The organism is Lentzea roselyniae (assembly GCF_039537795.1).
Taxonomy (GTDB): Bacteria; Actinomycetota; Actinomycetes; order Mycobacteriales; family Pseudonocardiaceae; genus Lentzea; species Lentzea atacamensis.
The window spans coordinates 321,833-336,489 of record NZ_BAABBE010000003.1 but is presented as its reverse complement, the minus strand read 5'-3'; the positions used below and the strand labels follow the sequence as shown (position 1 = coordinate 336,489).

Here is a 14,657-nt window from a genome sequence, read left to right as displayed (position 1 = left end):
GCGCGCCGGTCTGGCGAACGATTTCCGCCGTGCGGAAGAATCGTGCCCATGAACGCAAAAGAGCTGGTCACGCGCATCCGGACGGAGCTGCACCCCGGTGAGCACGACAACCTCGTGGTCAAGCTGATCGAAACCGGTCAGGCGCCGCGCGCCGTGATCGCGACGTTCGCCGCGGAAGAGAACCACATCGTGTCGTCGGACTGGCGAACATTCCTCACACTCGCGGCGAAGGCGGAGGAACCGAACGCGCGGGCGTTCTTCACCTTGCTGGCGGGCGGCGAGGAGCTCGTGCTGCCGATGCTGGAACCGCTCGCGAAGGCCGCCGGCATGTCGGCCAAGGAGTTCCAGAGCTACGAGCCCTACCCCGGTTGCCAGGCCTACCCGGCGTTCCAGGCGTGGATGGCGCTCAACGGTGAACCGACCGACGTGATCCTCGCGATCCTCGCGAACTTCACCGCGTGGGGCGGCTACTGCGCCCGCATGGCCAAGGGCCTGCGCGAGCACTACGGGTTCGACGACGACGCGTGCGCGTTCGTGGACTTCTTCGCCACGCCCGCCCCGCAGCTCGAAGAACGCGCGATCGCGGCGGTGCAGGCCGCGCTGGACGCGAACTGGCAGCCGAAGCACGCATGGCGCTACGGCCGCCTGCTGCAGGCCTACGAGCTGGAGTTCTGGTCCACCCTGGCGTGACCCGCGCGAAAGAGCGGCACCTCGGGTGAGGTGCCGCTCTCGTTCGGCGTTGATCAGACCAGGTGCAGGCCTTCGTTCGTGAAGCCCTCCGCGATCACCTTCGAGTCACCGAACGGGCTGTCCGCGTACCCGAGGTTGTTCTGCCAGGCCACGACCTTGCCGTCGCCCTGGACCGTGACGATCTCCGCGCGGCCGTCGCCGTTGATGTCACCGAAGTGCACGTTGTCCTTGGCGAAGCCGACACCGATCTTCTTCTCGTCGGCGAACGGGAACTCCGCGAAGCCGGTCACGTTCTTCCACGCTCGCACCTGTCCGTCGCCGGCCACGGTCATGAACTCGGCACGGCCGTCGTTGTCCAGGTCGCCGAAGAACAGGTTGTCCGCGGTGAAACCCGTCGCGATCTTCACCGAACCGTCCCACGGCCGCTCGTTCGCGAAACCGGTCGCGTTGCGCCACGCCACCACGTCACCGTTGGGCATCACCGCGATGATCTCGGCACGCCGGTCGCCGTTGAGGTCGGCGAAGAACGTGTTGCCACGGGAGAACCCGTCGGCGATCAGCTTGTCGCCGTCGTACATCTCCGCCGCAGGCCCGAAACCCTTGGCGTTGCGCCACGCCTTCACCGTGCCGTCCGCCAGCACCGAGATCGTGTCCTTGTCGCCGTCACCGTCGACGTCCGCGAACCGCAGCTCCTCGTTGGTGAAACCGGTGGCGATCACGACGTTGGCGTCCCACGGCCGTTCCGCGGACAGGCCGTGGGCGTTGCGCCACGCCATCACGTCACCGTTGGCCAGCACGGCCGCGACCTCCGCCCTGCCGTCACCGGTGAGCGAGGATCCGGACTGCGCGGGCACGCCCGAGTTGAAGCGGTAGAGGTCGTTGTCCCGCATGATCTTGATGACCTTGGGGCCGTAGCTGCCGTCCGTCGCGTAGACGTTGCCGATCTCCGTGACGAACCGGTCGGGGTCGTTCGTGTACTGGAACGCCGGCCGGTAGGCGGCGACCGTGGTGAGGATCCGGCCGTAGTCGCGGAACGAGTCCTCCATCGAGCGGTAGATCCGGAAGTACCTCTTGACGGTCTGGCAGGTCGGTTCGCACTCCGTGGTGCTGTACTCGCGGCAGCCGATCGCGATCGGCCCCGGCGAGGTCGGGCTGGTGCACTTGACGCCGAAGTAGTTCTTGTCGTTGACGGCCAGGCCGCTCTGGCCCCACCGGGACTCGTGGATGGCCTGTCCCATCGAGACGCTCGCCGGGATCTGGTGCTGCGCCATCTGGGCCTGGGCGTACGGCAGGATCGTGGCGATGAAGTCGGGGTTCGCCTGTGCGGTGCCCGTGGTGACGGTGGTGGCGAGCGCCAGTCCGAGCAGGCCCGCGCTGATGAGCTTCTTCACGACGACTGTCCCTTCTGGATCGAACGCGGGCTGCTAGAGGAAGAAGATGTTGTCGTTGCCGAAGCCCTCGCCGATGACCTTCGAGTCACCGAACGGGTTGTCGGCGTGGCCGAGGTTGTTCTGCCAGGCCACGGCCTTGCCGTCGCCCTGGACCGTGACGATCTCCGCGCGGCCGTCGCCGTTGATGTCACCGAAGTGCACGTTGTCCTTGGTGAAGCCGGTGGCGATCTTCTTCTCGTCGGCGAACGGGAACTCCGCAAAGCCGCCCACGTTCTTCCACGCCCTGACCACGCCGTCGCCGGCGACCGTGGCGATCTCCGCGCGGCCGTCGTTGTCGAGGTCGGCGAAGAACAGGTTGTCCGCGGTGAAACCGGTCGCGATCTTCACGGAACCCTCCCACGGCCGCTCGTTCGCGAAGCCGGTGGCGTTGCGCCACGCGATGACGTCACCGTTGGGCATCACGGCGATGATCTCGGCACGCCGGTCGCCGTTGAGGTCGGCGAAGAACGTGTTGTCACGGGAGAACCCGTCGGCGATCAGCTTGTCGCCGTCGTAGAGCTCGGCCGCGGGCGCCCAGCCCTTGGCGTTGCGCCAGGCCTTCACGGTGCCGTCGTCCTGGACCGCGAGGGTGTCCTTGTCGCCGTCTCCGTCGACGTCCGCGAACCGCAGGTTCTCCTTGGTGAAGCCGGCCGCGATGACGACGTTGGCGTCCCACGGCCGTTCCGCGGACAGGCCGTGGGCGTTGCGCCACGCCATCACCTCGCCGTTGGCCGCGACCGCCGCGATCTCCTGCGCGTTGTCACCGGTCAGCGACGAGTTGGTGTTCGCGGGCACGTCGTCGACGATGTGGTCGTAGCGGATCGGCTGGTAGGTCCGCGCGTAGGCCGCGGACCACACGGTGCGGTGCGCGTAGACCGGGTCGCCGCCGTGGTTGAGCACGACCGGGCGGGTCTTCGCCGCGTCCTCCCAGCGCTCGAAGATCGCGACGTGCTCGCCGGGCCGGTTCAGCGCGTCACCGGGTTTGAGCTCCGCCCACGAGATGTGGTGCGAGATGATGGAGATGTCGCTCGTGGTGAAGGACCTCCTCGCGCCCCACGCCATCGAGGCGTGACCGGAGCAGTCCTTGCGGTAGTTGCCGAACCTGTTGGTGTAGCAGCCACCCTGGTTGTAGGTGACCTTCTCGTCGATCCAGGACTGCGCCCTGGCCAGCACCTGGCTGCGGGTCATCTGCTGGTTGTGGCCGGTGTCGGCGCACGTCAGCAGGACGTTGAAGTCGTCGGCCGCGGCGGTTGCGACGCCGGGAGCCCCCAGGATCCCCGCGCAGACAGCGGCGACGGCCAAAGCGGTGCGAATCATCATTTCGAGTCCCCAGTCCTCTTGTTTCCCCAGTTCCGAGGCCGGTGTCCCTGGCACCGCCTCGCTGGGAACAACAATGGGCGACTCGTCTGCAAGATCGCTCCAGGTCGCCTGCAGATGGTCTGCAGGCGACCTGCAAAGCGAACTACCTGGGCAGATAGGCCCGGTGTGCCTTGGAGAACTCGTAGTTGTTGAACTTGTCCCAGTTGATCGACCACGTCATGAGGCCGCGCAGGTTCGGGTACACGCCCTTCGGCTTGTAGCTGCCGCAGTTCGTGCCCTTCGTCAGGCAGTTCAGCGCGGTGTGGACATCGGCGACGGACGTGAACCCGTTGCCCGCGTTGACGGACGCGGGCAGTCCGATCGCCACCTGTTCCTGGCGCAGCGGCGCGAAGACCTTCGACGTGTCACCGCGCACCGGGAACCCGGCGAGCACCATGTCGGCCATCGCGATGTGGAAGTCCGAGCCGCCCATGAAGTGGTACTGGTTGTCCAGGCCCATCACCGGGCCCGAGTTGTAGTGCTGGACGTGCAGCAGCGTCAGGTCGTTGCGCATCGCTTCGATCACCGGCAGGTACGCGCCCGTGCGAGCATCACCGCCGCCCGCGCCGCCGTAGAACTGGTAGCCGACCTGCACGAAGAACGTCTCCGGTGCCATGGTCAGCACGAAGCCGGCTCCGTAGCGGGACTTCAGCGAGCGCAGCGCCGAGATCAGGTTGACGATCACCGGTGTGGTCGGGTTCCTGAAGTCGGTGTCGCCGGCGTTCAGCGACAGCGAGTGGCCCTCGAAGTCGACGTCGAGACCGTTCAGGCCGTACTTGTCGATGATCGCGGACGCCGACCGCACGAACGCGTCGCGCGCCGCCGCGGTCTCCAGCCGCACCTGGCCGTTCTGGCCGCCGATGGAGATCAGGACCTTCTTGCCCTTCTGCTGCTGGGCCCTGATGCCCGCGATGAACTCGGCCTCGGACTCGACGTTCGGGCACTCCGCGACCGGGCATCGGGTGAACCGCAGCTCACCCGAGGTCGAGCTGGTGGGCTCGGCGAACGACAGGTTGATGACGTCCCACTCGTCCGGCACGTCCCGCATGCGGATGTACCCGGAGCCGTTGGCGAAGCTGGCGTGCAGGTAGCCGACGAGCACCTTGCGCGGCAGGCTGCCGGTGGGCGGAGGTCCGGTCGTAGTCGTGGTGGTCGTGGTGGTGGTGGTCGTCGTCGTTGTCGTCGTTGTCGTCGGCGGGGTGCCACCGGTGCAGGCCGCGCCGTTGATCGTGCAGTTGACCGGGTCGGCGATGCCGCTAGCGTTGTAGCCGAACGTGACGCTGGCGCCGGGCGCGACGGAGCCGTTGTATTCGCGGTTCACGAACGCGTAGTGGTTGCCGCTCTTGGTGAGCAGCGAGTCCCAGTAGGCGCCGACGGACGTGGACGCCGGGTAGTCGAACTCGACCTTCCAGGAACTGATGGCCGCGCTGGTCTCGTTCTTGATCGTCACCGTGGCGGTGTACCCGGTGTCCCAGGACTGCTTGGAGAACGTCGCCGTGACACCGGCGGCGCTGGCAGGGGCGAGGCTCACGATCACGGTGCCGAGCACCAGTGCGGCCACCGCGCTTATTCGAGCGAACAACAACATGGCTGCTCCATCCCACACGCGTTGGCGGCCGGCAGGGGGTCTCCTGGAATTGGACTAGACCATCTACCTCGGAGTCAAGGTTCTAGACTGCCCGGTCGTGCCCCACGCTCGTGCCGCCGACGGAACCGCGCTCCACTACTCGGTCGAGGGCTCGGGGCCTCCCCTGCTGCTGATCGCGGGCCAGTCGAACTCGTCGCGCTGGTGGAACCAGGTGCTGCCGTCGTTCGCCGCGCGGTTCACGACGATCGTCACCGACCACCGCGGAACCGGTTCCAGCGACAAGCCCGAATCCCCGTACAGCACGCGGCTCTTCGCGTCGGACTGCGTCGCGATCCTCGACGACGCCGGGATCGGCAGGGCCCACGTCTACGGCACGTCGATGGGCGGCCGGATCGCGCAGTGGATCGCCGCCTCCCACGGCGACCGCGTCGACCGGCTGGTGCTGGGCTGCACGTCGCCCGGCGGGCCGCACGCCGTCGAACGCAGTGCCGAGGTGCGCAGGTCGTTGGCGCAGGTCGACCAGAAGAAGGCGCGCCAGGCGTTGATCGACCTGATGTACACGCCTGCCTACAGCGGCCCGTACAACACACTCGGCGACCCGCGGATGCCGCCGTACGCGCGCAAGCTGCACCTGTTCGCGAGCGGCGAGCACGACGCGTGGGACGTGCTGCCGTCGATCACCGCGCCGACGCTGGTGGTGCACGGGACCGAGGACGTCTTCAACCCGACGGCCAACGCCGAGCTCATCGCGTCCCGGATCCCGGGCGCGGACACGCACCTCATCGAGGGCGCGCGGCACGGCTACTTCGAGGAGTTCCGCGACATCGCGACGCCGCTGGTGATGGACTTCCTCAGCTCGTGACCCACCGCAGGCCGCGCATCAACGCGTGGCCCGCGAACCGCACGCCGGTGGCCTCGGCGATCGGCAGGTACGGCAGCCGCAACGGCATCCGCGCCCACATCGGAAGGCTGGCCACCGCGTTCGCCGAGAGGATCGCGTACGGGCCTATCGCCAGTACCGGCAGAGGCGCCTTGAGCAGCAGGAACCGTGCCGCCTCCCTGGCCTCGCGGGTGCCTTTGAGCTCGGGCCGGTAGGCGTTCAGCCGCGCTTCGAGCTCAGCGGTCGTGCGCGGCGGGTCCGGGATGCCCATCGCGTCCGCGATCACCGCCATGTCGGCGACGTACCCGTCGTAGTCGTCGAGCGGCTGCTCGCCGTACTTCTGGTGGCAACGCAGGAAGCTGTCGACCTCGGCCACGTGCACCCAGCCCAGCAGGTGCGGGTCGTCGGCGCGGTACTCACGGCCGTCCGGCGCGGTGCCGTGGATGTGCGCGTGCACGCGGCCCAGCCGTTCGATCGCCTTGTGCGCGTCCTCGACCGTTCCGTAGGTGGTCACCCCGACGAACAGGCTGGTGCGCTGCAACCGTCCCCACGGATCGGTGCGGTAGTCGGAGTGCTGCGCGACCGCCGCCATCGCCAGCGGGTGCAGCGACTGCAGCAGCAACGCCCGCAGCCCGCCGATGAACATGGCGTGATCGGCGTGCACGTGCCGGATCGGCCGGTCTTCGGCGAACAGGCGCGGACCGGGCGCGTCGTGGATCCGCCGCGCGTGCTTCTCGCGCTCGGGACCCGCGACCTTCTCGAACAGGCCGTCACTCAGCTGACGCCGCAGTGCCTCCAGCATCTGCCCATCATGCGCGACCGTTGCTGAGACCGGGAAGACGAATCCACTGGTCCGGCTCAGTGAACGTCTTGTTGTCCGGCGGCCGCACGCCCGCGAACGCGCAGCAGTACGTCACCGCGTGATCCTCGTAGAGGTGCGCCAGCAGCACCAGGTACGCGTCGGTGTCGGTGTGCTCGTTCGGACCGCCGCCGGGATGCAGGTCTCCGTCGACCGCCCTGCCGTCGCGGTAGACGCACCCCCTGCTTGCCGCTGCTGGGGTTGGCGTACATGCCGTACGCGACCGTCCCCGCCGACAGCCGTTCCATGAACTCGGGCAGCTGCAGGTTGAAGTGCCACGGCTGCACCAGCACGCACCCGCCGGGCACGCCGGTGACGCTGAGGGTGAAGTCCGTGTCCTCGCCGAACGGCACGGGGAACCAGTCCCCCGCCGGCACGGTGTCCGGTACCTCGTCCGCGGGACCACAGCGGCGTTCAGCCTGCGGATCGCCTCGGCCGCGTCGATGTCCGCCACACACACGACGGTGTAGTTGTCGTAGTGCGGAAACCCTTCCTCCGCCGCGAGGAGGCCGTCGCGCACATCGACCGCCGCCTGCTCCTGCTCGGTCAGCACCTCGCCGGACGCGATGACGTGGTCCGTCGCCAGGCTCAACCGGGCGGGCGACCAGCCGGACATCATCGGCCGCGACGGATCGGCGCCCACCGCCAGCAACACCCGTGCGAGGCCGGGCTTGCCCTCCTGCACGGTCTGCCACAACGGCGTCCGGCCGCGGTTGATCGCGTCGACGTGCCGGGCGCGGGCAGCCGGTTCCGCGACCGCCTCCGCCGTGCCGTGCTCCACCGCCAGGTGCAGCGGCGTCGTCCCGTGGACGCCGCCGTCCGGGTCGGCGCCCGCGTCGAGCCTGCGCCGCACGGCGTTCGCGCTCTGCCAGCCGGTGCTCGGAAACCCGCGCCAGCCGTCCGTCATGAGCGCCAGAAGTCGATGTCGGGCAGAAGCAGCCACCGATCCGGATCGGTGAACGCCTTGTCGTTCTTCGGCCTCAGGCCCACGTAGGCACAGCAGTAGGCGACGGCCTTGTGTGCGTAGAGATACGCCAGGAGCACCTCGAAGGTGCTGTCCCGCTCGCCCGGGCCGCCGCCGGGATGCAGGTCCCGCCCGACGGTCTGGCCGTCGCGATGGATGTTGCCCTGGTTGCCGCTCTTGGGGTTCGCGTACATGCCGTACGCGACCGTCCCCGCCGACAGCAGTTTCATCACCACCGGCGTCTGAGCGTTGAAGTACCAGGGCTGCACCAGAACGCACCCGCCGGGGACGTCCGTGACGCTGAGGGCGCGCTCGGTGTCCTCGCCGAACGGAGCGGGCCACCAGTCCCCTGCCGGAACCTCGGGTGGAACCTCGGCCGTGGGCACCACTGTCGCGTTCAGCCTGCGCGTCGCCTCCTCGGCGTCGACACCGGCGACGCACGCGATGCTGTAACCGTCGTAGTGCCGGAACCCCTTCAGGGCGAGGGTGAGCCTGCCGCACTCGCGGACCGCCCGCTCCTCCTCGTCGTCGGTCAGCACCTCGCCGGACGGGATGACGTTCCCGGTCACCAGGCTCAGCCGGGCGGGCGACCAGCCGGACATCATCGGCCGCGACGGATCCGCCCCCGCGGCCAGCAACGCCCGCGCGATGTCGGCCTTGCCCTCGTACACGGCCTGCCACAGCGCGCTGCGGCCGTCGTCGAGCTGATCGACGTCGTCGACGCGCGCGGCCACCTCCGCCACCACCTCGGCCGTGCCGAACTCGACCGCCGAGCGCAGCGGCGTCATCCAGAACGGCCCGGTGTTCGGGTCCGCGCCCGCGTCGAGCCTGCGCCGCACGGCGTCCACGCTCTGCCAGCCGGTGCTCGGAAAACCGCGCCAGCCGTCCGTCATGAGCGCCAGAAGTCGATGTCGGGCAGAAGCAGCCACCGATCCGGTTCCGTGAACGCCTTGTTGTCCACCGGCCGCAGCCCCGCGTAGGCGCAGCAGTAGGCAACGGCCTCACCGTCGTACAGGTGTGCCAGCAGCACCCCGGGCGTGCCGTCGTCCTCCGCGGGAGCACCTCCCGGATGCAGGTCCCATCCGACGACCTCGCCGTCGCGGTGGCTGCTGCCCTGGTCGCCGCTCTTGGGGTTCGCGTACATGCCGTACGCGACCGTGCCCGCGGACAGCCGGCGCATCACGTCCGTGCTGGACGCGTTGAAGTACCAGGGCTGGACCACGACGCAGCCGCCCGGCACGTCCGTCACGCCCATGGCCAGCTCCGTGTCGTCCTCGAACGGCTCCTCGTACCAGTCGCCGAGGTCCGGCAGCTCGTCGTCCGGCACGACGTACGCATTCAGCCTGCGGGTCGCCTCCGCCGCGTCGATCCCGCCGACGCAGGCGATGCTGAAACCGTCGTACTCCGGGAAGTCGCCGATCGCTGCGATCATCCGGTCGCGATCGGCGATCAACGCCCGCTCCTGCTCGGTGAGCACCTCGCCGGACGGGATGACGTTCCCGGTCACCAGGCTCAGCCTGGCAGGCGACCAGCCGGACATCATGGGGCGCACCGGATCCGCGCCAGCGTCCAGCAGCGCCTGGGCGTTGCCGGGCTTGCCGGCGTGCACCGCCCGCCACAGCGCCGAGCGGCCGTCCACGAGCACGTCGACGTCGTCGACGCGGGCGGCCAGCTCGGCCACCACCTCGGGCGTGCCGTTCTCGGCCGCGTCGTGCAGCGGTGGCATCCAGTGCCAGCCGACGTTCGGGTCGGCCCCGGCGTCGAGCCGTTCGCGCACCGCTTCCAGACTGGCCCACCCGGTGTGCTGGAAACCTTGCCATCCCTCGTGTTCCGCCCCCATGAGCACGGCACCCTACCGAGTGGCGGGGTGCCGTGCGCAGGAGGATCAGCCGAGCGCGATCTGGTCGAGGTCAGGCGCCCCGGCACCGTCGTTGCCGAACTTGATCGTGTTCGGCCCGGCGTTCAGCGTCACCGGAATCTCGGCCACGTACGGGGTGTTGTTGCCGACCCCGTTCAGCTTGACCTCGACCGGCGCGCCGCCGTTCACGGAGACGAAGTACGACCGCGGCCCGTTCACCGTGAACTGGATGAACAACCTGTAGGTGCCCGCGGGCACGTTGATGTTCGGGAAGGTCACCGACGCGTCCGGGCCGCCGCCGATGTTGCGCACCTTCTCCCCGCCCGAGCACGCCCCGCACCCGGTCAACCCGGTGCTGCCGAACGAGTTCGCCGAGTCCTCCGCCTCGCGCACGAACACGCGGTCCGCGGGACGAGTCCGCACCGGCACCGCACCCGACACCTTGCGGTCGGAGCCCAGCAGCTGGAACGACGCGGTCACCGGGATGCTGACCGAGCCCACGTCCTGCCCGGCGGGAGACACGGCGGTCCAGACGCCTTCCAGCACACCGGCCAGCCGCATCGACGACCGCACAGCGGGCGCACCGGTCAGCGTCCACCCGGCGGGAACCACGGGCGCCAGCGACACGTTGTCGATCTGGTCGTCGGCGTCCAGGCGCAGCCGTGCCGTGATCTTCACGGACTGCTGGCCTGACGCGACCCATTGCACGCCATGGGGTTGCACGGTCAGCGTCGTCTTCGGCGTGTAGTTCGAAGGCGGCAGTCCGCCCACCGAGATCCGGTCCAGGCCGAGCGCCTTGCCCGTGCCGAACACCCGGACCGTGTTGCGGCCCGCGTTCAACGGCACGGCGATCGACGTCGGGTCCGGCACGTCGGACCGATCCGCGGGCACCGCGACGGCCACCGGCGCCGCACCGTTCACCGACACCGAGACGGACGAAGCGGCGGCAGACGTCAACGACAGCTGCAGGTTGTAGGTACCGGCCGTGGCAACGGAAACATCGCGATAGGTCACGGCGTTGCGCTCTCCGCCGCCGAGCCCGGTCACCTGACGCGCGCCCGAACAGGCCTCGCAGGGCTCAACGCGCACCGCACCGGACCGCGACGCGTTCTCGGCCTCCAGCGCACCGCCGGAGAGAGACCGCGGGTAGCTGTGGCCGACGCGGATCTCGTCGATCTTGAGTTCCTTGAAGTAGACCGGTGCCTGCGGCCCGCCCCACGTGCCCAGCACCGTCAGGCGCAGCCAGCGAGCGTTCGTCGAGCCGATGTCGATGAACTGCGTGCCGCGCGCGGAGGGCAGTGCGCCACTGCGGACGTGCCACCAGTTGCGGCCGTCGTCAGAAGCCGTCAGCTGGTAGTCCTTGATTCGCGACGAGTCCTCCGGCCGGCCGAACGACACGCGGGCGTGCGTGGGGGACGACTCGCGCTGGTTGATCGCGAGGAACGAGGCCTCCTTGCGCCGTCCCAGGTCCAGCGAGATCGAAACGGGCTGGGCCGCGCCTGCGTCCCAGTACTTCTCGAAGCTGCCGTCGGTCAGGTTCGATGCCGGGAAACCGTCCTTGGAGGACGTCGCGAACGCCTTGACGCCGGTGTGGAATCCTTGCCGGCCACTGGTTTCCACCGCGAACACGGTGTCGTACTCGTCCCACTTCGTGATGCCCTCGATCGTCAGGTGCCCGGCGGACTGCGAGAAGCGCATCCGCTCACCCGTCCGCAGGTCCTTCACACCGGTGACCCGGTACCCGTTGTCCCGCAGGCGGACGAAGTCGGCACGCGGCCGCGTCACCACGTGCACGTACTGCTTGCCCGTGGCCGGGTTGATGGTGATCACGCCGTGCGCGCCGTCGTTCCAGAACCCCGGCTGCATGCCGCCGTACATGTACCCGGCGCCCTCGACACCCTGGATCGACTCGCGGATCGGCGGCACCCAGGTGGACATGAAGTTGTTGTACGCCTCCTGCTGCGCGGGCATGCGGCCGTTCACCATCGGCGTCTCGGCCATGAGCGACTTGATCGAGGAGCCCGCGTTGGTGATGTAGCGGCCGGTGTTCAGGCGCGTGTCGACGGCGTGGTTGCCGCCGTCGTACCACCAGTCGCCGGTGTTGGGCAGCTTGTAGCAGGCCTCGGACAGGCGCGGCATCGGCGTGAACGTCGCCGCCGGGTAGTCGTAGGACGGGAACATGCCGGTCTTCTGCTCGTTCGAGACCGTGTCCATGATGGGCGTGTCCTCGTTGTTGTTGCTCAACAACCAGGTGGGCCGCAGCTGCCGGATCTGCTCGTAGAGCTTGTTGCGCTCCCAGTACTCGTTGTCGTTGTCGATCCAGAAGCCCGCGAGGTCGTCGTAGTTCTTCATGACCTCGAAGAAGAGGTCGTAGCTGTACTTGCCGAAGCCCTCGCGCGTCGTCAGGTCGACGGTCTCGCCCTTGTGCGCCGAGTAGGCCGCTGAGTCGAGCATCTGCACGCCCTGCTCGCTGTGCCACTGCGGGTCGTCTGTCATGTAGAGGATGACCTTGACGTCCTTGGCCTTGCCCGCCTTGACCAGCTCGCCGAGCAGGTCGCGTTGCGTGGCGCAGCTGCCGGGGATCTTCGACGGCCACGGCCGCGCGTAGCCGAGCCGCGAGTGGAACGTCGCCAGCACGACGTAGGAGGCGCCGAGCTTGCGCGCCTCGTCGATCCAGTAGTCGGGGGTCCACCCTCCGCCGGTGACGTCGCGCTCCCACTCGGCGCAGTTCAGGTGCTTCGGGGCGGTGAACATGCCCCAGTGCAGGAAGAGACCGGCGGTGGACTTGCGCAGCCACTCCTGTCTCGGATGTTGTACCTCGGCCTGCGCGGCGACCGGCAGGGCGACCGTGACCAGGCCAGCGAGCAGCGCGGCCACCACGGCCACACACAAACGTCGTAGTGCCATGACCATCGCTTTTCTCGTCGGGGCGGCGGCGAGAGATCCGATGATTACAACCGGATGTACGTGGGTCAAGCCTCCGTTACGCCTGCGTTGCCAGGACTCATCGGAGCACTACCACACCTGTCCGGCCGGATCGGCCTTGAGGGTGGCTTCGCGAACCGCTCGAGGTCATCGCGCCCAGCCGCTGTCCGGGTGAACACCCTTGCATCGTGCGGGCAAGCCCCTCCTTCAGGGACCGAAGCGTGATACGACAGGCACATGATCGAGGAGGACTTCCCGACCGTCTTCCACGACGCGGACGACATCGCGCGACGCGGCCAGCGGATGACCTTCCGGCTGAGCAAGTTGCGGCTGGTCAGCGCCGTGGTGGCGGCGCTCGGCGGCGCACTGAGCTGGAAGCTCGGGCGGTTCGACGTCTGGGCGCTGGTCGCGCTGCTCGGCTTCCTGGCGGCGCTGTACGCGGAGATCATGCTGTGGACCCGCCGCCCGGAACGCGACTGGACCGCGGGCCGCACGATCGCCGAGGACATCAAGTCGCTCGCGTGGCGGTTCACGGTGGGTGGCCACCCGTTCCCGGCGAGCATGCCGCTGGCCGAGGCCAGGAAGCTGTTCCAGCGGCGGGTCAACGAGATCGTGGCGCGCGACGGCGCGGGCATGACGTTCCACAGCGTGAGTCGCCAGGCGACGACCAGGATGGCCGAGCTGCGGACCAGGTCGCTGGACGAACGCCGGCAGACCTACCTCGACGAGCGGATCAGCAACCAGCAGCGGTGGTACTCCGACAGCGCGAACCAGCACCAGCAGCGCGCGAACCGGTTCCGCGCCCTGCTGCTGACCGGCGAGCTGATCGCCATCGTGCTGGCCGCGGGCAGGGGCTTCGGCGTCTGGGACGTCGACATCTCCGGGGTGATGGCCGCCATCGTCGCGAGCGGCGCGGCGTGGCTCGGGCTGCGGCAGTACGAGAAGCTGCGGCTGACGTACTCGACGGCGGCGAACGGGCTGGCGTACGTGTCCGACCAGCTCGCCGACGTGCCGGAGGACCAGTGGGCGAACTCGGTGCTGGACGCGGAGGAGTCCTTCCGGAAGGAGAACACCACCTGGATGGCGTCTCAGCCGAGCGCCGCCTGAGACCAGGTCGCGTTCTCCCCCGTCGTTGGCGCTCAGGCCAGGGCGTCGACGACCTTGGTCACCATCTCCCTCTCGGTCGAGGCCACCTCGCCGTCCGCGCCCGCCACCGAGCGGCACATCTCCGTCACGGCGGCGCGGAAGATCTCGACGTCACGCGGTTCGTGGGCGTGGATGATCCGGACGGCGTCCTTCAGGGCGGCGAGGACGCCGGCCTCCACATCGGACGCCGACCCGCGGGGCAGCGAGGGCGGGGCGGCGGCGATGACGGCGCGCAGGTCGTCCGGGAGCAGGGTCGTGGCCCTGATGCCGGCGTGGCTCTCCTCGTCGACCGAGCCGGGGTCCGCCGTGGACACCAGCACCATGGCACCGAAAACGGCCGTGCGGAGGGTCTGCCCCTCCGCCTCCGTGTACGCAGTCATGGGCGCAAGCCTATGCAACGATCACTGGCTATGAGTGCGGGTCAGGTGCTTGGCGCCAACATCAGGGCGTTCCGGGAACAGCGCGGGTTGTCACTGTCGGAGCTCGCGCGGCGGTCGTCCATCGCCAAGGGCACGCTGTCCCAGCTGGAGAGCGGCTCCGGCAACCCCACGATCGAAACAGTGTTCAGTTTGTCGAACGCTTTGGACGTGCCCGTGTCGGAGCTGGTGACCGAGCGGCCCCCGCCGGACGTCGTGCTGGTGCGGGCCAGGGACGTCGAGGTGCTCAGCAGCAACGCCGTCGACCTGCGGCTCATGCGGCGGATGGACATCGCCGACACAGTCATCGAGATCTACGACCAGCGCGTGAGGCCTGGTGCCACCCAGACCAGCGAAGGTCACCCGGGCAAGGAACACGTGCTGGTCACGAGCGGTCAGCTGCGGGTGGGGCCCACCGAGGCGCCGTACGAGCTCGGGCCCGGCGACTACGTGTGCTTCCCCGGCTCGGCCCCGCACCTGTACGAGACGGTCGGCGGAGAAGTCAGCTCGGTACTGGTGCTGGAGTATCCGAAGCACTAACG

General features: G+C 68.9%; 13 protein-coding genes. 4 read left to right on the top strand and 9 right to left on the bottom strand.

All coding sequences use genetic code 11. The features are described 5' to 3' along the window. Positions 1 to 48: 48 nt before the first annotated feature. Positions 49 to 690 carry a thiaminase II/PqqC family protein gene (locus tag ABFX45_RS07050; protein WP_112229564.1) on the top strand — a complete coding sequence of 214 codons (642 nt, stop codon included), beginning with the start codon at positions 49 to 51 and terminating at the stop codon, positions 688 to 690. A gap of 53 nt (positions 691 to 743) precedes the next feature. On the opposite strand, the gene ABFX45_RS07045 is transcribed toward ABFX45_RS07050, so the two are convergent. From ABFX45_RS07045 to ABFX45_RS07035, 3 genes are all read right to left on the bottom strand, one after another. After that, entirely contained in the window at positions 744 to 2,081 is a 1,338-nt protein-coding gene (locus tag ABFX45_RS07045) for a glucosaminidase domain-containing protein (RefSeq protein ID WP_346128455.1), read from the bottom strand. 33 nt (positions 2,082 to 2,114) lie between these two features. Next, entirely contained in the window at positions 2,115 to 3,440 is a 1,326-nt protein-coding gene (locus ABFX45_RS07040; RefSeq protein ID WP_346128453.1) for an FG-GAP repeat domain-containing protein, read from the bottom strand. Positions 3,441 to 3,582: 142 nt separating this feature from the next. After that, positions 3,583 to 5,067: a chitinase gene (locus ABFX45_RS07035; protein WP_346128451.1), complete on the bottom strand. Its 1,485-nt coding sequence runs from the start codon at positions 5,065 to 5,067 to the stop codon at positions 3,583 to 3,585. Between the two features lie 97 nt (positions 5,068 to 5,164). On the opposite strand from ABFX45_RS07035, the gene ABFX45_RS07030 reads away from it, so the two are divergent. Then, positions 5,165 to 5,929 (top strand): alpha/beta fold hydrolase, encoded by a 765-nt coding sequence (locus ABFX45_RS07030; protein ID WP_109640185.1) that lies wholly within the window; start codon positions 5,165 to 5,167, stop codon positions 5,927 to 5,929. On the opposite strand, the gene ABFX45_RS07025 is transcribed toward ABFX45_RS07030, so the two are convergent. Genes ABFX45_RS07025 through ABFX45_RS07005 form a run of 5 tightly spaced genes read right to left on the bottom strand, consistent with a single transcriptional unit; the run spans position 5,919 to position 12,535 of the window. After that, positions 5,919 to 6,749 (bottom strand): oxygenase MpaB family protein, encoded by an 831-nt coding sequence (locus ABFX45_RS07025; protein WP_109640186.1) that lies wholly within the window; start codon positions 6,747 to 6,749, stop codon positions 5,919 to 5,921. The two genes, ABFX45_RS07030 and ABFX45_RS07025, sit on opposite strands and share 11 nt — an antisense overlap. A 7-nt stretch (positions 6,750 to 6,756) precedes the next feature. Then, on the bottom strand, positions 6,757 to 7,713 hold the full coding sequence (locus ABFX45_RS07020) for an ankyrin repeat domain-containing protein (protein ID WP_346128449.1): 957 nt from the start codon (positions 7,711 to 7,713) through the stop codon (positions 6,757 to 6,759). Further along, on the bottom strand, positions 7,710 to 8,663 hold the full coding sequence (locus ABFX45_RS07015) for an ankyrin repeat domain-containing protein (protein WP_346128447.1): 954 nt from the start codon (positions 8,661 to 8,663) through the stop codon (positions 7,710 to 7,712). Before ABFX45_RS07015 ends, ABFX45_RS07020 begins: the two co-directional genes overlap by 4 nt. Continuing rightward, complete coding sequence (locus ABFX45_RS07010) at positions 8,660 to 9,610, bottom strand: ankyrin repeat domain-containing protein (protein ID WP_346128445.1); 951 nt, start codon at positions 9,608 to 9,610, stop codon at positions 8,660 to 8,662. Before ABFX45_RS07010 ends, ABFX45_RS07015 begins: the two co-directional genes overlap by 4 nt. 45 nt (positions 9,611 to 9,655) lie before the next feature. Beyond that, positions 9,656 to 12,535 (bottom strand): alpha-L-fucosidase, encoded by a 2,880-nt coding sequence (locus ABFX45_RS07005; RefSeq protein WP_346128443.1) that lies wholly within the window; start codon positions 12,533 to 12,535, stop codon positions 9,656 to 9,658. 255 nt (positions 12,536 to 12,790) lie between these two features. Between ABFX45_RS07005 and ABFX45_RS07000 the strand changes: the two genes are divergently transcribed. Beyond that, positions 12,791 to 13,660, top strand: coding sequence for a DUF4231 domain-containing protein (locus tag ABFX45_RS07000; RefSeq protein WP_109640189.1), 870 nt, complete (start codon positions 12,791 to 12,793; stop codon positions 13,658 to 13,660). A gap of 32 nt (positions 13,661 to 13,692) precedes the next feature. Here ABFX45_RS07000 and ABFX45_RS06995 read toward each other — a convergent pair whose 3' ends face one another. Beyond that, the gene (locus ABFX45_RS06995) at positions 13,693 to 14,079 is read right to left on the bottom strand and encodes a hypothetical protein (protein ID WP_109640190.1); all 387 of its coding nucleotides are present in this window, start codon (positions 14,077 to 14,079) and stop codon (positions 13,693 to 13,695) included. A gap of 30 nt (positions 14,080 to 14,109) precedes the next feature. On the opposite strand from ABFX45_RS06995, the gene ABFX45_RS06990 reads away from it, so the two are divergent. Further along, entirely contained in the window at positions 14,110 to 14,655 is a 546-nt protein-coding gene (locus tag ABFX45_RS06990) for a helix-turn-helix domain-containing protein (RefSeq protein WP_346128440.1), read from the top strand. The last annotated feature ends 2 nt before the right edge of the window (positions 14,656 to 14,657 follow it).